The organism is Streptomyces sp. NPDC005962, assembly GCF_040629205.1.
Taxonomy (GTDB): domain Bacteria; phylum Actinomycetota; class Actinomycetes; order Streptomycetales; family Streptomycetaceae; genus Streptomyces.
In genome coordinates this window covers 62,091-80,433 of the sequence record NZ_JBEXVE010000031.1, presented here as the reverse complement: position 1 = coordinate 80,433, position 18,343 = coordinate 62,091, and the positions used below count along the sequence as shown (strand labels likewise).

13 protein-coding genes are annotated in these 18,343 nt (G+C 69.6%); 5 read left to right on the top strand and 8 right to left on the bottom strand.

What is annotated here, in order from left to right; all coding sequences use genetic code 11:
* The first annotated feature begins 81 nt into the window (after positions 1-81).
* The 3 genes from ABZ370_RS35960 (at position 82) to ABZ370_RS35950 (ending at position 2,710) form a co-directional block, all read left to right on the top strand.
* Positions 82-507: a hypothetical protein gene (locus tag ABZ370_RS35960; protein ID WP_358630046.1), complete on the top strand. Its 426-nt coding sequence runs from the start codon at positions 82-84 to the stop codon at positions 505-507.
* A gap of 75 nt (positions 508-582) precedes the next feature.
* On the top strand, positions 583-1,479 hold the full coding sequence (locus tag ABZ370_RS35955; RefSeq protein WP_358629953.1) for a fused MFS/spermidine synthase: 897 nt from the start codon (positions 583-585) through the stop codon (positions 1,477-1,479).
* A gap of 94 nt (positions 1,480-1,573) precedes the next feature.
* Positions 1,574-2,710, top strand: a complete 1,137-nt coding sequence (locus tag ABZ370_RS35950; protein ID WP_358629950.1) for a chitinase — start codon at positions 1,574-1,576, stop codon at positions 2,708-2,710.
* A 32-nt stretch (positions 2,711-2,742) separates the two neighbouring features.
* Here ABZ370_RS35950 and ABZ370_RS35945 read toward each other — a convergent pair whose 3' ends face one another.
* The 5 genes from ABZ370_RS35945 to ABZ370_RS35925 all read right to left on the bottom strand — a co-directional run bounded on the left by ABZ370_RS35945 (position 2,743) and on the right by ABZ370_RS35925 (position 9,286).
* Entirely contained in the window at positions 2,743-4,341 is a 1,599-nt protein-coding gene (locus ABZ370_RS35945; protein WP_358629947.1) for a cytochrome bc complex cytochrome b subunit, read from the bottom strand.
* A 148-nt stretch (positions 4,342-4,489) separates the two neighbouring features.
* Positions 4,490-5,896 (bottom strand): family 1 glycosylhydrolase, encoded by a 1,407-nt coding sequence (locus ABZ370_RS35940; protein ID WP_358629944.1) that lies wholly within the window; start codon positions 5,894-5,896, stop codon positions 4,490-4,492.
* A gap of 94 nt (positions 5,897-5,990) precedes the next feature.
* Positions 5,991-6,905 carry a carbohydrate ABC transporter permease gene (locus ABZ370_RS35935; protein WP_358629942.1) on the bottom strand — a complete coding sequence of 305 codons (915 nt, stop codon included), beginning with the start codon at positions 6,903-6,905 and terminating at the stop codon, positions 5,991-5,993.
* A gap of 16 nt (positions 6,906-6,921) precedes the next feature.
* Positions 6,922-7,947: a sugar ABC transporter permease gene (locus tag ABZ370_RS35930; protein ID WP_358629939.1), complete on the bottom strand. Its 1,026-nt coding sequence runs from the start codon at positions 7,945-7,947 to the stop codon at positions 6,922-6,924.
* Positions 7,948-7,954: 7 nt separating this feature from the next.
* The gene (locus ABZ370_RS35925) at positions 7,955-9,286 is read right to left on the bottom strand and encodes an extracellular solute-binding protein (protein ID WP_358629936.1); all 1,332 of its coding nucleotides are present in this window, start codon (positions 9,284-9,286) and stop codon (positions 7,955-7,957) included.
* Between the two features lie 275 nt (positions 9,287-9,561).
* Between ABZ370_RS35925 and ABZ370_RS35920 the strand changes: the two genes are divergently transcribed.
* The gene (locus ABZ370_RS35920) at positions 9,562-10,608 is read left to right on the top strand and encodes a LacI family DNA-binding transcriptional regulator (protein ID WP_358629933.1); all 1,047 of its coding nucleotides are present in this window, start codon (positions 9,562-9,564) and stop codon (positions 10,606-10,608) included.
* Between the two features lie 77 nt (positions 10,609-10,685).
* Here ABZ370_RS35920 and ABZ370_RS35915 read toward each other — a convergent pair whose 3' ends face one another.
* Entirely contained in the window at positions 10,686-12,107 is a 1,422-nt protein-coding gene (locus tag ABZ370_RS35915; RefSeq protein WP_358629930.1) for a glycoside hydrolase family 6 protein, read from the bottom strand.
* Positions 12,104-13,597: a cellulose binding domain-containing protein gene (locus tag ABZ370_RS35910; protein ID WP_358629927.1), complete on the bottom strand. Its 1,494-nt coding sequence runs from the start codon at positions 13,595-13,597 to the stop codon at positions 12,104-12,106. Before ABZ370_RS35910 ends, ABZ370_RS35915 begins: the two co-directional genes overlap by 4 nt.
* 298 nt (positions 13,598-13,895) lie before the next feature.
* Between ABZ370_RS35910 and ABZ370_RS35905 the strand changes: the two genes are divergently transcribed.
* Complete coding sequence (locus ABZ370_RS35905; RefSeq protein ID WP_358629924.1) at positions 13,896-16,790, top strand: glycoside hydrolase family 48 protein; 2,895 nt, start codon at positions 13,896-13,898, stop codon at positions 16,788-16,790.
* 59 nt (positions 16,791-16,849) lie between these two features.
* Here ABZ370_RS35905 and ABZ370_RS35900 read toward each other — a convergent pair whose 3' ends face one another.
* Positions 16,850-18,223 (bottom strand): hypothetical protein, encoded by a 1,374-nt coding sequence (locus tag ABZ370_RS35900; protein WP_358629921.1) that lies wholly within the window; start codon positions 18,221-18,223, stop codon positions 16,850-16,852.
* Between the last annotated feature and the right edge of the window lie 120 nt (positions 18,224-18,343).

Here is an 18,343-nt window from a genome sequence, read left to right as displayed (position 1 = left end):
AGTCATCCTCGATCTGCCATGAACTGCCATCCTTTACGGCGGCATTCGGCCGTAGCCGTTGACACTGCCGAGCGTTGAACCCTGTGCAACCCGATGAAGAGGGAGGCCGGAGTGGACATCAGCCGCTCGCGGACGACTGCCCAACATCACCCGCGCCAGGAGTGTGATCTGGTCACCGTGCCCGCCCGCCAAGGGCTGGAGGCGGTGGACATCCTGCGCCGCGGCTGCGACGGCCTCGGCCCCGTGATGCACGACAACGCCTGCGACACGCTCGGCTTCCTGGTGCCGCCCGGCACCGCGGACGGCTGGGACATGCCGGGCAGCGCCTGTACCGGGACGGCCGGGCGTGGCATGCGCATAAACGACGGCGGCGCCGCGGGGCAGGGCGCCACCCACTGGCTGGTGCCGCCGGACGCCGCCTATTCCGGTGCCACCGACCCCGCGGAGCTGCGGGCCGCGCTCGGCGAGGCGGCCCGCACGATCGAGGCCGTCGACCGCTGCCAGTAACTCCACCCGCCACCGGGCAGGGCCCGCCGCCGGGCGGTGGCCCGGCTGTCGGTGGCCCGGCCCATACTGGGGCACATGGCGAAAGGCACGAAGAAGCGAGCGGCGGAGCGCGGGCGCGCGGCGGGCCGGGGGCGTACCCCCGAGCCGGTCACCGCATCCGTCGACGGGGGCCTCGCCGAGCTGGTGCCGGACCGCGACCGCCCGCGCGGCTGGACGCTGCTGCTGGACGGCAAACCGCAGTCCCATGTGGACCTCGACGACCCCGCCTATCTGGACTTCGAGTATCAGCGGCGGCTCGGCCACGCCGCCGATCTCGCCGCCCCGCCGGGGCGCCCGCTGCACGCCGTCCATCTGGGCGGCGGCGCCTTCACGCTGGCCCGCTACATCGCGGCGACCCGGCCGCGCTCCACCCAGCAGATCGTCGAGATCGACGCCGCGCTCGTCCAGTTCGTACGGCGCGAGCTGCCGCTCGGCCCCGGCGACCGGATACGGGTGCGGGGCGCCGATGCCCGGGCCGGGCTCGCCAAGCTGCCCGAGGGCTGGGCCGATCTGATCATCGCGGACGTCTTCGACGGAGCCCGCACCCCCGCGCATCTGACCAGCCTGGAGTTCCTGGCCGAGGTCCGCCGGGCACTGCGCCCCGGCGGGCTGTACGCGGCGAACCTCGCCGACGGGCCGCCGCTGGCCCATCTGCGTGCCCAGATCGCCACCGCCCGCGCCGCGTTCGCCGAGGTGTGCCTGACCGCCGACCCCGCCGTGCTGCGCCGCCGCCGCTTCGGCAACGCCGTCCTGCTGGCCGCCGACCACGAGCTGCCGGTGGCCGAGCTGACCCGCCGGGCCGCCGTGGACCCGCACCCCGCCCGGGTCGAACACGGCCGCGCGCTCGCGGACCTCACCGGCGGCGCGGCCCCGGTCACCGACGCGACGGCCACGCGGTCCCCGGCGCCCCCGGCGGCCGTCTTCGAACGCTAAATCTGTTGCATTCGACAGATCCGGTCGTGTGCCCCTGATCCGCTCGCTAGCGTGCCCCCCGTACACCACCCGACTCCGTACGCAGGGCAGGCACATGATGAGCCGCAGGTACCGCCGCCGCACCGCGGGCCGGAGCACGATGGCGATCGGGGCGACCGCCGCCGTCCTCGTGGCGGGCGGGGCGGCGTTCGCGCTGAGCAGCGCGGTCGGCGGCGGGGAATCGGTGGGCGAGGCACCCGACCTGGGACCGGGCACCGGCCCGGGGACGGCACCGGGCACGACTCCGGAGCAGCCCCCGGGGAGCGACGGAGCGGGCAACGGGACGGGGCAGGCGGCGACCGCGGGCTTCGCCCCGTACGTCGACACCTCGCTCCACGTCCCCTACGACATGGTCGGCACCGCGCGGAAGACCGGCGTCAAGGAGTTCACCCTCGGCTTCATATCCCCCGACGGCGGCTGCACCCCCAAGTGGGGTGGCAGGACCGCTCTCGACGGCGACAAGGTGGCCGGGCAGACGCGGGCGCTGCGCGCGCAGGGCGGCGACATACGGATCTCCTTCGGCGGCCAGTCCGGGAACGAACTGGCCCTGGCCTGCTCCTCGGTGGACGAGCTGGCGGCGGCGTACGGCGAGGTCGTGGACCGGTTCCAGCTCACCAAGGTCGACTTCGACATCGAGGCCAAGGCGCTGCGGGACGCCGCGGCCAGTACCCGCCGGGCGCAGGCCGTCGCCGCGCTGCAGAAGCGGAAGCCGGGCCTGGACGTCTCCTTCACCCTGCCCGTGATGCCCACCGGCCTCACCCGGGACGGCGCCGAGCTGGTCGCCGACGCCCGGGAGAACGGGGTGAAGGTCTCCGCCGTCAACATCATGGCCATGGACTACGGCACCTTCTACGACGGCGACATGGGCCGGTACGCGATCGACGCGGCCACCGCGACCCAGAAGCAGCTGAAGCGCGCGCTCGCGCTGAGCGACGAGGCGGCGTGGAAGACCGTGGCCGTCACCCCGATGATCGGCGTCAACGACGTCAAGAACGAGATATTCACGGTCGACGACGCCACCCAGCTGGTCCGGTTCGCCCGGACCAAGGGGCTGGGCAGGCTGTCCATGTGGTCCGCGACCCGCGACAAGCAGTGCGCGGGCGGCGCCCAGAAGTCGGCGTCGGCGATCTGCAGCTCCGTCGAGCAGGGCGCGCTCGCGTTCACCAAGGCGCTGGGCGGCTACCGGGGCTGACGTCACCGGGCCCCGGCAGCCGCTCCCGCTTCCTAGTGGTGCGGGGTCTCCTGGTGCTCCCGGTACTCCTCGGCCGTCGGCTTGGCGATCTGGCCGCCCTCGCCGAAGTAGAAGCGGGACAGCCGCGCCCGCAGCCGCACCCGGCGGGACAGCTTCCGTTCGACCCCGGCGCCGTCCACGGCCGGTGGCAGCTCCAGGGGCTCGTACTGGTCGTGGGCCGTCAGCGTGTACCGCTCGGCCTGGGACAGCGGCTTGTGCAGCTCGATGAACTCGCCGTGCGGCAGCCGCTGGAGGGTGCCGGTCTCGTGACCGTGCAGCACCGTGTCCCGGTCGCGCCGCTGCAGGCCGAGACAGATCCGCCGGGTGATGGCGAACACCACGAGCGGCACCAGGAAGAAGCCGATCCGGCCGGCCCAGGTGATCGCGTTGATCGACAGATGGAAGTGGGTCGCGAAGAGGTCGTTGCCGCCGCCGATCAGCAGAACCGTGTAGAGGGCGATCCAGGCCGCGCCGAAGGCGGTGCGGGTGGGGGCGTTGCGCGGGCGCTGGTTCAGATGGTGTTCGCGCCTGTCGCCGGTGAGCCACGCTTCGAGGAACGGATAGAGCCAGATGGCGAGCAGCACCATCGGGAAGACCACCAGGGGGATGAAGACGCCGAGGACCAGGGTGTGGCCCCACAGATTGATCTCCCAGCCAGGCATCAGCCGGATCAGTCCCTCGGAGTAGCCCATGTACCAGTCGGGCTGGGCGTCGGTGGAGACCTGGTCGGGCCGGTAGGGGCCGTACATCCAGATCGGATTGATCTGGGCGATGCCCGCCATCAGGGTGGTGATGCCGAAGACGAGGAAGAAGAACCCGCCGGATTTGGCGACATAGACCGGCCACAGCGGGGGACCCACGATATTCATGTTCTTCTTGCCGGGCCCGGGCTCATGCGTGTGCTTGTGATAGACGAGCAGGATCATATGAAGGGCCAGCAGGCCGAGCATGATACCGGGGATGAGCAGTACATGGAGGGTGAAGAGCCTGGGGACGACGATCGTCCCGGGAAACTGTCCGCCGAAGAAGAAGAACGACAGATACGTGCCGACGATCGGAACCGACAGCATCGCGCCCTCCATGAAGCGCAGCCCGGTGCCGGAAAGCAGGTCATCGGGGAGCGAATAGCCCATGAAGCCGTCGAACATGCCGAGAATCAGCAGTCCGGCACCGGAGAGCCAGTTGATTTCGCGGGGCTTGCGGAAGACGCCGTTGAAGAACGTGCGCATCATGTGGGCGATCATGCTCGCGATGAAGAGCACGGCCGCCCAGTGGTGGATCTGCCGAATGAGCAGGCCGCCGCGCACATCGAAGCTGATGTCCATCGTGGACTCGAACGCCTGGGACATGCGGATGCCGTTGAGCGGCCCGTAGCTGCCGTGATAGACCACCTCGTTCATGCCGGGCTCGAAGAACAAGGTCAGATAGACGCCCGTCAGAATGATGATGACGAACGTGTACAGGGCGATCTCGCCGATCAGGAAGGACCAGTGGTCGGGGAAGACCTTCCGCAGATTGGCCTTGGCCATCGAGAAGAGGCCGACCCGCCCGTCGAACCACCCGGCGAGTGCCTCGCCCTTTGCTTTGCTCATATCTCATGCATTTACCAGCACGCTCCGCGGCCCGCCCCCGTCGGCCGGGCGTGTGGACCATCCCGTAATCCATTCGGGGGAGGAAAGGGCGGCTCCGCCCACCCCCCAGGCTGGGCGGAGCCGCGGTCTTTTTCCCGCGCGCGGGGAACTACGCGTCCGGCAGCTCTCCGGTGCGCGCGACCTCCGCGTACCAGCGGGCGCTGGACTTCGGGACCCGGGCCTGGGTCGGGTAGTCGATGTACACCGCGCCGAAGCGCTTGCTGTAGCCGTACGCCCATTCGAAGTTGTCCATCAGCGACCACAGGAAGTAGCCGCGCAGATCGGCGCCGTCCGCGATGGCCCGGTGGGCGGCGGCCAGATGGGCGCGCAGGTAGTCGATCCGCTCCGGGTCGTGGACCTGGCCGTCCGCGTCCGGCTTGTCGTCGTACGCGGCGCCGTTCTCGGTGATGTAGAGCGGCACGCCCGGCGCCTCCCGGGTGTAGCGCATCAGCAGGTCGTGCAGCCCGGTCGGGTCGACGGTCCAGCCCATCTCGGTGCGCTCGCCCGGCGTCTGGTGGAAGGCGACCCGCTCGGAGCCCGGCCAGGGGGAGTGGGCGCTCGCCCCGTGGCCGTCGTGCCGGGCGGCCCGGCCCCCGTTGTCGGCGGCGGCTGATACCAATGAGGGCGTGTAGTAGTTGATGCCGAGCGCGTCGAGGGGGTGCTTGATGACGGCCAGGTCGCCATCGCGGACGAAGGACCAGTCGGTGATAGCCGCCGTGTCCTCGATGAGGTCGCCCGGATACGCGCCGCGCAGCAGCGGCCCGCTGAACACCCGGTTGGCCAGCGCGTCGATACGGCGCTGAGCGTCCAGGTCGGCCGGGTCCTGGGTGAGCGGGCGGACCACCGCCGGGTTGAGGCTGATGGCGATCTGGGCGCGGGCCGGGAGGGCGGCCCGCAGCGCCTGCGCGCCGAGGCCATGGGCCAGGTTCAGGTGGTGGGCGGCGCGCAGCGGTGCGAGCCGCTCGGTGCGGCCCGGCGCGTGCACCCCGGAGCCGTAGCCGAGGAAGGCGCTGCACCACGGCTCGTTGAGGGTGGTCCAGTACTCGACGCGGTCGCCCAGCGCCTCCGCGACGATCCCGGCGTACTCGGCGAACCGCTCGGCCGTCTCGCGTTCCGGCCAGCCGCCGGTGTTTTCGAGCTCCTGGGGGAGGTCCCAGTGGTACAGGGTCAGCACCGGCTGGATACCGGCGGACAGCAGCTCGTCCACCAGCCCGCGGTAGAAGTCCAGCCCGCGCTGTACGGCCGGGCCGCGGCCGGTGGGCTGGACGCGTGACCAGGAGACCGAGAAGCGGTACGCCGCGAGGTTGAGGTCGGCCATGAGCCGGACGTCCTCGCGGAAGCGGTGGTAGTGGTCGACCGCGACATCGCCGGTGTCGCCGCCGAGCACCTTGCCGGGGGTGCGGCAGAAGGTGTCCCAGATGGACGGGGTGCGGCCGTCCTCCTGTGCGGCGCCCTCGACCTGATAGGCGGCGGCGGCCGCGCCCCACAGGAATCCGGGCGGGAAGGAAAGGGTCATGGAAGCGCTCCCATTCGAGGTCGTGGTGCGGGGAGGGACGGGGGAGAGGGAGGCGATGACGGTGCGAGGCGGGTGGACGGCGCGGGCCGACGGCTCAGCCCTTGACCGCGCCCTGCATGATGCCTCCCACGATCTGCTTGCCGAAGAGCACGAACGCGATCAGCAGCGGCAGGGTGCCGAGCAGCGCCCCCGCCATGATCAGCGATTGATCGGGGGTATACCCACGGCTCAGACCGGTCAACGCCACCTGCATGGTCGGGTTGCCGTTCTGCGTGAGCGCGATGAACGGCCAGAAGAAGTCGTTCCACGACTGGACGAAGGTGAGCATCCCCAGCACCGCCATTGCCGGGCGGGCCGCCGGGAAGACGATGTGCCAGATGATCCGCAAGCTGCTCGCGCCGTCCACCCGCGCCGCCTCGATCAGCTCGGTCGGCAGCGCCTGGGAGAGGTACTGCCGCATGAAGAAGACCCCGAAGGCACTGACGAGCGTCGGCACGATGACCGCCTGGAGCTGGTCGGTCCACTCCAGCTTGGCCACCATCATGTACAGCGGCACGACGCTGAGCTGCGGTGGCACCATCATCGTCCCGATGGTGAGCATCAGCAGGATGTTCTTGAAGCGGAAGCGCAGCTTGGCGAAGGCGAAGCCCGCGATGGTCGAGAACAGCACAGTCGACGCCGCGACCGTGCCCGCCACCACCGTCGTGTTGAGCAGTGCGGTGCCCATGTTGGCACCGTTCCATGCCTTGTCCAGGTTGTTGAAGAGGTTGCCGCCGAACCACAGGGGCGGGGGTGTCTGGGCCAGCCGGGTGTTGGTGCGGGAAGCGGCGATGGCGGTCCACACCAGCGGGAAGAGCGAGCCGACGGTGAGCAGGATCAGCACGGCGTAGGTGATCTTGCCCCCGTGCAGCTGCCTGCCCGCTTGGTTGCGGCTCTTTCCGTTCCGCGGAGCGGGGCGCGTGGGAACTGCCGGATCAGGTGCCTGCCGGGAAGGGACAGTGACGCTCATGGTTTTCTCGTCTCCCTCACTGGCTCTTCCGCAGCCGTCGCGCGAACAGCGCGTTGGCCGCGGCGATCAGCAGCAGGATCAGGAACATCGTCCAGGCGATGGCGGAGGCCCGGCCCAGGTGCAGATTCACCCAGCCCTGCTCGTACATGTACAGGCCGAGCGTCTGGTACTGGTGATCGGCGCCGCCGGTGGCCGTCCCGGCGGTGTTGAACAGCAGCGGCTCACCGAAGAGCTGGGTGGCCCCGATCGTGGAGACGACGACCGTGAAGAGGATGGTGGGCCGCAGCGACGGGACGGTGACATGCAGGAACTGCTTCCAGCGCGACGCCCCGTCCAGCGCCGCCGACTCGTACAGATCGTTCGGCACGGCCTGCATGGCGGCCAGGTAGATCAGCGTGTTGTAGCCGGTCCACCGCCAGATGACGATCGTGGACACCGCGATCTGCGAGGTCCAGGTGCCGTTCTGCCAGTCGATGCCGTCCAGCCCGACCAGTCCCAGAGACCAGTTGACCATGCCGTAGTCACGCCCGAAGAGCAGCGCGAACACCAGCGTGGCGGCAGCGACGGAGGTGGCGTACGGGGTGAGGATCGCCACCCGGAAGAACATGGAGGCGCGCAGCCGGTAGTTGAGCAGATGCGCGATCCCGAGGGCCATCAGCAGCTGGGGAACGGTGGAGATCAACCCGATGGTGAAGGTGTTCCGCAGCGCTTTCCAGAAGAACTCGTCTTCCCACAGCCTGGAGAAGTTGTGCCACCCCGCCCACTCCATGTGGGTGGGGTCGGTGAGCTCCACTTGGTGCAGCGAGGCCCACCCTGTGTAGAGCAAGGGGAAGAGGCCGAAAGCGGCGAAGAAGATGAAGAAGGGGGCGACGAAGGCGTACGGGCTCCATCGCACATCCCAGCGGTAGCGGCGGCTGCGCCGGTCGCGACGCCGCTGCTCGGCCGGGTCGGGCGCCGGCGCGGTCGCGGCGCGCGGGGCCGCGCCCCCCTGCCCTGCGGGGGGCGCGGCCGTATCAGGAGTGAAACCGGAAGGTGCGGTCATGTCCGGGTCACTGATCCAGCGCGTTGTCGTTCGTCTTGATCGCGGCCTTCCAGCCCTCGTCGGCCGACTTGCCCTGCTGCTCGACCTGGAGCAGGCCGACATCGGTGAAGTTCTGCTTGATGACGGCGTCCTTCGGGCCCAGGACCTGCGTCGGACTGTCCTTCGCCGCCTCGGAGAAGATCTTGCCGATGGGCGCGTTGTCGAAGTACGGGAGCTTGGCGTCGCCCACCTGGGGAAGGCTGTACGCGGCCTGGGCGCTGGGGAAGCTCGCCTGCTTCTCGAAGAGGCCGGCCTGCTGTTCGGGCGCGGTCAGCCAGGTGGCGAGCTTGACCGCCTCGTCCTTGTTCTTCGCCGCCTGCGGCACCGAGAGGAAGGAGCCACCCCAGTTGGCGGGCTTGGGGGCGGCGGCGACGTCCCACTTGCCCTTGTACTTGTCCCCGGCGTACTCCTTGATCTGGCCGAGCATCCAGGCCGGGCAGGAGACGGTGGCGAACTTGCCGTTGGCGAGCGCCTGCTGCCAGGGTTTGGTGAATTCCTGGAGCTTGGCGGAGAGTTTGGACGCGGACGCGTCGGTCGCCAGCTTCCATGCCTTCTTGACGGCCGGGCTGTCCTTGTAGATGGGTTTCCCGCTCTTGTCGTAATAGACCTCCGAACTGCCGGAGACCGCCGCGTTGAACAGTCCGCCGGCCGAGTCCAGGAACGCGGCTCCGCCCGGCGCCTTCTTCGCGAAGTCCTTGCCGGCGTCGAGGTACTTCTGCCAGTCGCCCGCCCAGAGCTCGGAGACCGCGTCACGGTCGGCCGGGAGCCCGGCCTGCTGGAAGAGGTCCTTGCGGTAGCAGATCGCCATCGGGCCCACGTCCGTGCCCAGGCCGATCGTCTTACCGTCCTTGGCGGTGGCCTGCGCCCACTTCCAGTCGAGGAAGTTCTCCTTTTTGACGCCGTCCGCCTTCGAAAGATCAACGAACTTGTCGGCCTGGGTGGTGGTGACCTCGTTGATGTTGCCCACCTCGACCGCCTGGATGTCGGCGAGTCCACTGCCCGAGCCGAGATGGGTGAGCAGCTGCGGGTAGTAGTTCGAGGCCGGGTCGATCACACTCTCTTCGATCTTGATATCCGGGTGCTGCTTCATGTACTCGTCATAGAGCCCAGCCTGTTTGAAACCCATGACGCCGTACGTGCCGACGGTCACGACCGTCTTGCCCTCGTTGCCGCCGCCCCCCGACTTGTCGCTGTCCGTGTCGCCGTCGTCGGCGCAGCCGCTGAGCAGACCGGCCCCTAACGCGGCGATGGCCGCGAGGGCCATGGCTCTGCTGCGGTACGTACCAGTGGTCCTGTGCATTCCGTCCTCCTAGCGCCCTGACGTACCGCTCCCGGCCAAAAAGGGGGAATCCATGGGACTTTGAGATGCATCGGCACGGGCGGGCAGTGTGCGGGTTGTGTATGACTCAGGTACCGTGGGAGCGCTCCCAGGTTGATGTGTTGAAGGGTTGCGGCTCCCCGCTGGGGTGTCAAGGGACAGCGCGGAACAACTTCCGGAAACCGCACTGCTGTTGAATGTCCACCGCAGCCGCCCACGTGGGTGGATCTGCTGGGTACGGAGGCTGGAGGCGCGAGATGGCAGGAACCCGGCGGCATGGCGCGGGGCGCGGCAGGCCCACCCTTGAGGAGGTCGCGGCCCGCGCCGGGGTCGGCCGCGGCACGGTCTCCCGGGTGATCAACGGCTCGCCGAGGGTCAGCGACCGCACCCGTACGGCCGTCGAGCAGGCCGTCGCCGAACTCGGCTATGTGCCCAACCGGGTGGCCCGCGCGCTGGCCGCCAACCGGGCCGACGCCGTCGCGCTGGTCATACCCGAGCCGGAGACCCGGCTTTTCGCGGAACCCTACTTCTCGGACATCATCCGCGGCGTCGGCGCCGAGCTGGCCGATACCGATCTGCAGCTGCTGCTGACCCTCATCCGCACCCCCAAGGAGCGCCAGCGCTTCGCCGACTACCTCTCGGCGCACCGGGTCGACGGCGTGCTGCTGGTGTCCGTCCACGCGGACGACCCGCTGCCCGATCTGCTGGAGCGCATCGAGATGCCCGCGGTGCTCAGCGGGCGCCGCTCGGCGCACGAGTCGGTGCCGTACGTCGACTCGGACAACACCGGGGGCGCGCAGTCCGCCGTGGAGCACCTCATCGGGCGCGGCCGCACCACCGTCGCCACCATCACCGGACCGCTGGACATGTATGTCGCCCAGTGCCGTCTGGACGGCTACCGCGCCGCGGTCCGCGCGGCGGGCCGGGAGCCGGAACCGGAGCTCGTGGCGTCCGCCGACTTCACCGAGGAGGGCGGCCGCCGGGCGATGCGCCGGCTGCTGGAGCTCCGGCCCCGTCTCGACGCGGTGTTCGCCGCCTCGGACGTGATGGCCGCGGGCGCCCGCCAGGTGCTGCGCGAGTCCGGGCGGCGGGTCCCGGAGGACGTCGCGCTGGTCGGCTTCGAGGACTCGGCCGTCGCCCGCCACATGGACCCGCCGCTCACCAGCGTCCGGCAGCAGACCGAGGAGATGGGGCGCGCGATGGTGCGGGTGCTGCTGGAGGAGATCGAAGGCGCCCCGGAACGCCCCGCCAAGTGCCCCCAGGTGGTGCTGCCGACCCAGCTGGTACGCCGCGAGTCGTCGTGAACGCGGGAAGGGCCGGTGGACCGCTGGCCGCGGTTCACCGGCCCCACCGGGGGACGGCCTGTTACAGCGCCGGGCTGTTACAGCGCCGGGTAGGCGTTCCTCAGGAGCTGCTGGAACTGGGCCGAGAACCAGTGGCCCGACAGCGGCGCGTTCGCGAGCGCGCCGGACATGTTGTTGCCGTTGCGCGCGTTGCCCGTGTACGTCGGGTCGCACATGCGGTCGAAGCCCTTGCCCTCGTCGTTCGCGATCTGCGAGCTGGAGCCGTCCGACTCGCCCGGGGGCTTCATCCACACATACGCGTCGATCCCGGCGGCGGGTGATGCCTTGGGCCGCTCACCGAGCCCGGCTCCGGACTGGTTGCACCAGTTGCCGATGTGGATGCGGCGGTCGTAGCGGCCGCCGTTGACGTACGTGTCGACGGTGGACGTCGCGCCCGGGCCGGACGGGCGGGCGGAGCCGCCCCAGCCGTTGCGCGAGGTGTCGATGAGGGCGCCGATGCTCGACGGGAAGCCGACGTTCACCAGTTCCTGGCGGAAGGCCTGGGCGAAGGACAGCTCGTCGACGTAGCGGTTCCAGTCCACCCACTTGGATTGGCGGACGGAGGTTCCGGCCACGTTGTCGTTGATGGTGAAGTTGTTCTCCTTCAGTGCGCTGTAGTTGGCGGTGTTGACGATGATGCCCGCCACCTTGTCGACCGTGCTGCCCTCGGCGGTCGCGGCCTGCTTGAGCACCTGGGCGGTGGCGTTGAAGTTGTCGTCCCAGCCGATCCAGCCGTGGTGTCCGGCGTCCACGTAGTTGTAGACGTTGCCGACGGCGCCCAGCTTGTTGAGCGCGTAGCCGACGCCCTTCACGTAATTGCCGTTGGCCTTCATGGTGTCGCACTGCGGTGTGGCGGTCGGGCGGCCGTTGGTGTTGGTGACCAGGTTCGGCAGCGAGTCGATCTCGATGGTGGTGACGATCCGCAGATTGGAGTTGGCGTACTTCGACTCGCCCAGGATCGACGCGATCGGGTCGATGTACTGCGTCTTGTACTTGTCGATCTCCGTCGGGCCCAGCTCGCCGTTGGACGCGAGCGCCGCACAGTCGCGGCCCGGCAGGTTGTAGATGACGAGCTGGACGACGGTGGGGCTGCCGCCCGACTGGGTCAGGGCGGTGTCCAGGTGGGCGCGCAGGCCGCGGGCGCCGGAGGTGCCGTTGATCGCGGCGATGCGGTCCAGCCAGACGCCGGTCGGCTGGTTGGAGATCTTGGAGCCGCCGGGTTCGGCGGCGGCCTTGGCGGACCAGTCGGGGTTGACGTACACCTTGGCGCCCGCGTACGGGTTGTCCACCTTGGCGGCGGCCTTGGTGGCTCCGTCGGCCTGTGCCGAGGCGGTGCCCGCGAGCGAACCGACGGTCAGGGCGGTGGCGGCCAGCAGCGCGCCGCCCGCCAGCGCGACCGCGCGGGTACGGGTGCGGGGCCTGCGAGCGGCGGGTGGGGGAGGTGAGGTGATGCGGCTCATGACAGTCCTTTCAGGTGATCGCGGAGTCCGATGCCGAAGGCGGTCGGGGTGCCGTTGAAATCGCTGATGAGGGACGGGCCGGAGGAGCAGTCCCAGGTGTTCCAGGTCCAGCCGAGGTACGAGGCGCGCTTGGCGTCCAGCCAGGCCATGACGCGGTCGATGTAGCCGTGCGAGCAGGTGTTCTCGCCGATCTCGCCCGCGACGAACGGGACTTGGGCGATCACCGGGGCCAGCTGCTCGTTGAAGCAGCTCTCGCTGGAGCAGGTGTTGAAGTTGTACGTGTGCCAGGCGGCGGCGAGGTTGCCCGCCGGGTCGCTCGGCTTGTACGTCAGCCACTGGCGCATGTCGTTGGAGTACGCGAGGCCGCCGAGCAGGATCACGTTCCGGGCGCCGGTGTTCCGTATAGCGGTGACCAGGCTCTGCATACCGGCGACCGGGTAGTCGATGCCGGGGCAGCTGCCGCCGTCCCGCCAGCACTTCCACGCCGCCGTGAGGTCCGAGGTGGCGCGGTCCGGGAACGGCTCGTTGAACAGGTCGAAGACCACGGCCTGGTCGCCCTTGAAGGTCTGGGCGACCGAGGACCAGAACGCCGGGGTGTACTGCGCGTCCGGCATCGGCTTCTGGCAGGTGGCGTACTCGGTGTCCGGGCAGTGGGCATCGCCGCCGGTGTATTTACCGTGGCTCCAGTGGAGTTCGAGGATCGGCGTGATGCCGTTGGCCTCCAGCCGGGCGACGAAGTCCTTCACCGCGTTGATGTAGTTGGCGCCGCGGTACGCGGAGTCGATGTGCGACAGACCGAGCCAGCACTCCTCGTTGAGGGGGACGCGGACCGCGTTCGCCTTCCATCCGGCGATGGCTTTGACGGACGCGTCGTCCACCGGGCCGTCGAAGATGCCGCGCCCCTGGACGCACATGAACTCGCCGCCGGAGCGGTTGACGCCCAGCAGCCGCCGGGTGGCCCCGTTCTCGTCCACGAAGGTGTTGCCCGAGACGCGCAGCTTCGGCGGGGTGCTGCCCTGGCCCGGCGGGGGATCGGTGGGATCGGTGGGGTCCGTCGGGCCGGAGCCGCCGTCGCACGCCACGCCGTTGAGCTTGTACGCGGAGGGTGCCGGGTTGGACCCGGACCAGGAGGCGGTGAACCCGGCGCCGACGCTGCCGCCCGTCGCGACCTTCCCGTTCCAGGAGGCGTTGACCGCGGTCACCGTCGTCCCGGACTGCGACCAGGTGGCGTTCCACCCCTGGGTCACCTTCTGCCCGGCGGCGAAGTCGAAGGTGAGGGTCCAGCGGTCGAGCGCGGCCCCGTTGTTGGTGATCGTGACGTTGCCCTGGAAGCCGTCGCTCCACTGGCTGGTGGCGGTGTACGCCACGGTGCAGGCGGCGGCCGCCCGCGGTGCGACGGAGGTGCTGGACGCGGCCGCGGTGCCCGCGGTACCCGCCAAGGTGAGCGACGCGGCGGCCGCCAAGGCGTAAAGGCGCGGTGGTGCTCGCATGGAGCGACTCCTCGGGTCCTCGCGCGCCGTCCCGTGCGGCGCTGACTGCTGGAACCGCTCCCACTGGTTGAGGTGACCGTAGCGCTAGAGGCGTACATGTCAACAGAGTCGTTCAGAGAATTATCGGTCGAAGACGTTCGACCGGCCCATCTTGTTCAAAGACTTGACACTTCCTCAGAGGGAACAGACGCTTGGGAGCGCTCCCACTGGTTCGCACTTCCCCCCATTTTCCGAACCCGCGTGGAGGTCCCCCATGCGCGTACAGCGAGGCTCACCCTTGTCAGGGGCGCGTCGGCGGATGAGACGGCTGGTGACCGCGCTGGCCGCGGCCCTCTCGCTGCCCGTGGCCATGACCGCCACCGGTGGCGCCGCTCCCGCCCACGCCGACGCCGCCGTGCAGTGCAACGTCGACTACAAGACCAACGACTGGGGTTCCGGCTTCACCGCCGATCTCACGATCTCCAACCCCGGCACCGAGGCCATCGACGGCTGGACCCTGACCTACGACTACGCGGGCAACCAGAAGCTCGGCAACGGCTGGAACGGCACCTGGTCGCAGTCCGGCAGATCCGTCACGGTCAAGAACGCCGCCCACAACGCGACCATCGCGGCCGGTGGCAACGTCACCACCGGCGCCCAGTTCAGCTACAGCGGCACCAACACCGCGCCCACCGCCTTCGCCGTCAACGGCGTCACCTGCCGCGGCGCCCACCAGCCGCCCATCACCGTCCTCACCAGCCCCACCCCGGGCGCCGTCTACACGACCGGCGGCACGGTCCCGATGGCGGCCACCGCCGCGGCGGCCGACGGCGCGACCGTCGGCAAGGTGGAGTTCTACAGCGACACCAAGCTGCTGGGCACCGACACCACCTCGCCGTACACCTTCGACTACACGGACGTCCCGGCGGGCGACTTCTCGCTGTACGCCAAGGCCTACGACAGCCAGGGCGCCTCCGCCGAGTCCACCCCCGTCGGCATCCATGTCGCCTCCGGTCCGGCGCTGGTCGCCAGCCCCGCCCAGCTCGGCGTGGAGCAGGGCAAGACCGGCACCTTCGGGCTGCGGCTGTCCACCAAGCCGTCCGCCAATGTGGCGGTCGCGGTGGCCCGTACGTCCGGCAACACGGGCCTGAGCATCTCCTCGGGCGGCAGCCTCACCTTCACCCCGGCCAACTGGAACACCGCCCAGCAGGTGACCGTCGCCGCGGCGGGCTCCGGCACCGGCTCCGCGACCTTCACCGCGACCGCCACCGGTCACACCAAGGCCGAGGTCACCGTCACCCAGCTGGCCGCCGCCAAGACCTACGACGCCCGCTTCCTGGAGCTGTACAACAAGATCACCGCTCCCTCGGCGGGCTACTTCTCGCCCGAGGGCATCCCGTACCACTCCGTGGAGACCCTGATCGTCGAGGCCCCCGACCAGGGCCATGAGACGACGTCCGAGGCGTACAGCTATCTGATCTGGCTCCAGGCGATGTACGGCAAGGTCACCGGCGACTGGGCCAAGTTCAACTCCGCGTGGGACATCATGGAGAAGTACATGATCCCCACCCACGCCGACCAGCCCACGAACAGCTTCTACAACGCCTCCAAGCCCGCCACCTACGCGCCCGAGTGGGACCAGCCCTCCCAGTACCCCTCGAAGCTCGACGGCAACGTGCCCGTCGGCCAGGACCCCATCGCGGCCGAGCTGAAGAGCGCGTACGGCACCGACGACGTCTACGGCATGCACTGGATACAGGACGTCGACAACACCTACGGCTACGGCAACGCGCCCGGCAAGTGCGAGGCGGGCCCGTCCGACACCGGCCCGTCCTACGTCAACACCTTCCAGCGCGGCCCGCAGGAGTCCGTCTGGGAGACGGTGACCCAGCCGACCTGCGACGGCTTCAAGTACGGCGGCAGATCCGGCTATCTGGACCTGTTCACCGGTGACGCCTCCTACTCCAAGCAGTGGAAGTTCACCAACGCCCCCGACGCCGACGCCCGCGTCGTCCAGGCCGCCTACTGGGCCTCGGAGTGGGCCAAGGCGCAGGGCAAGGGCAGCCAGATCTCCGGGAATATCGCCAAGGCCGCCAAGATGGGCGACTATCTGCGCTACGCGATGTACGACAAGTACTTCAAGAAGGTCGGCAACTGCGTCGGCGAGACCACCTGCGCGGCGGGCAGCGGCAAGAACAGCTCCAGCTATCTGCTCTCCTGGTACTACGCCTGGGGCGGCGCCACCGACACCTCCGCCGGATGGGCCTGGCGCATCGGCTCCTCCCACGCCCACGGCGGCTACCAGAACCCCATGGCGGCCTGGGCGCTGAGCAGTTACGCCGACCTCAAGCCCAAGTCCGCGACCGGCGCGGGGGACTGGTCCACCAGCCTCAAGCGGCAGCTGGAGTTCTACCGGTGGCTCCAGTCCAGCGAGGGCGCCATCGCGGGCGGCGCCACCAACAGCTGGCAGGGCCGCTACGCCACCCCGCCCGCGGGCAAGTCCACCTTCTACGGCATGTACTACGACGAGGCGCCCGTCTACCACGACCCGCCGTCCAACCAGTGGTTCGGCTTCCAGGCGTGGTCCATGGAGCGCGTCGCCGAGTACTACAACCGCACCGGTGACGCCTCGGCCAAGGCCGTCCTCGACAAGTGGGTCACCTGGGCGCTGTCCAAGACCACCATCAACCCGGACGGCACCTACCAGTTCCCGTCCACCCTCCAGTGGTCCGGCCAGCCCGACACCTGGAACGCCTCCAGCCCCGGCGCCAACACGGGCCTGCACGTCACCGTCGCCGACTACACCAACGACGTGGGCGTGGCCGCCGCGTACGCCAAGACGCTGTCCTACTACGCGGCCAAGTCGGGCCACACCGCCGCCAAGAACACCGCCAAGGCGCTGCTCGACGGCATGTGGGACCACTACCAGGACGCGCTGGGCATCGCGGTCCCCGAGTCCCGCGCCGACTACAACCGCTTCGACGACCCGGTCTACGTCCCCAGCGGCTGGACCGGCACCATGCCCAACGGAGACAAGATCGACTCCTCCTCGACCTTCCTGTCGATCCGCTCCTTCTACAAGAACGACCCGGCCTGGTCCAAGGTCGAGGCGTACCTGAAGGGCGGCGCCGTGCCGAGCTTCACGTATCACCGCTTCTGGGCCCAGGCGGACATCGCGCTGGCGATGGGCTCGTACGCGGAGCTCTTCGAGTAATGACCGCCGTGAGCGGTGGGACTCCCGCGCGCAGGGAGCCCCACCGCTCACGCGCGTCCTCAGCCCAGCGAGGACAACGGCACCGAGAACAGCACCCGTTCCGGCACCACCCGGTCCTCCCAGCCGCTCGATGCCGGGTCCTGCCACTTCCCGTTCGCGTCGGCGGCCCATTCGGTCACCGACCACACCGTCTTGGTCGGCCACCACAGCGACATGGACTCCGAGTGCTTGGCCCAGCACGCGATGGCCGGGCTCGTGCCCGTACAGCTCGTCGAGGCCGCCCCGCCGGTGTCCTGCCGCCACATGATGCCGTGCTGGCCCGGCCCGCCGCGCGCGCTGGGCACGTACCAGGTGTTCTGGTACGACAGCGTCCCCTGGACGCCGACCGCCTTGGTCTCGTACGCGTCCGCCGCCGTGGCCTTCCGCGCACTGTTCACCGCGAGCGGCATGTCGTTGGTCACCGGCGCGAGGTCGTAGCGGAACAGCCGCGCGGGCTGCGTCCCGCCCGAGGAGAACCACTCGTTCGCGACGATGCGGTGCGGGGTGCTGGAGCGGTCCAGCGAGAGGGAGGCGAAGCAGGGGATGGCGTCGTCGTTCGCCGATGAGCACTTCCCGCTCAGGCTGTACGAGCCGATGGCGGGCATCACGTACTGGTAGCCGTGCGCCGAGTAGCCGCCGTCCACCTTGCCGATCGCGCGATCGTTCTTCGTGGCCTGGAGGATGTGCTTCATCGAGAAGACGAACATCGCGTTGTTGTGCGCGTCGCCGTTGGACGCGGTGACGATCAGCTTGTCCCCGTACCAGACCATCCCGCCCAGGTGCGAGCCCATCTTGGCGAAGTTCGTGCCGCCCTCGGTCGGCACGGCCAGCAGCACCCAGCGGTACTTGAGGTCACCGGGGTCGTTGGCGTCGATGAAGGCGAGCCGGGCGAGCGCCTTGTCCTCGTCGGGCTCGGAGGGGAACTCGTCGTTGAGGTGGTCGTTGTGCGTCCAGCCCGACAGGATCACCTTGTTGGTGCCCCACAGCCCGTCGTCGTCCGCGTCCCCGGAAGAGGTGACGGACTGCGGCAGCCACTGCTGGGTCAGCGCGTCGCCGGTGTCGAAGCAGTACGCCGAGGCGGCCTGCGGACTGATCGGCAGCGCGGCCTTCTCGGAGGCGCGGCATCCCGATGAGGTGCGGGTCATGGGGTGGTTCGCGCTCTTCAGTACGGTGTCCACGCCGACGTTGGGCAGCCGCGAGTCCAGCTCGGCGATGCTGTCCGGCGACACCGTGTTCTCGGTGAGCGTCAGCTTCGCCAGTTCCGAGGAGGCGGTGAGCGGCTTCAGCGCACCGGGGTTGTCGGCCACGGCGGCCCGCGCCTGCGGCGCCGCGCCCGTGAGCAGCGTCGCACCGGCCGCGACCACCGCCGCCGCGATGGCGGCCGGCCAGGCCACCCGGCGGCGTAACGCACCGCGTGGGGTTTTCTCTGATCTCAGCGATCTCCACGATCTCCGCATGGGAGTTCCTCCCGTTCCGTGTCAGGCCGAGGGCACCGCCCTGGTCCTTTAAGCCTG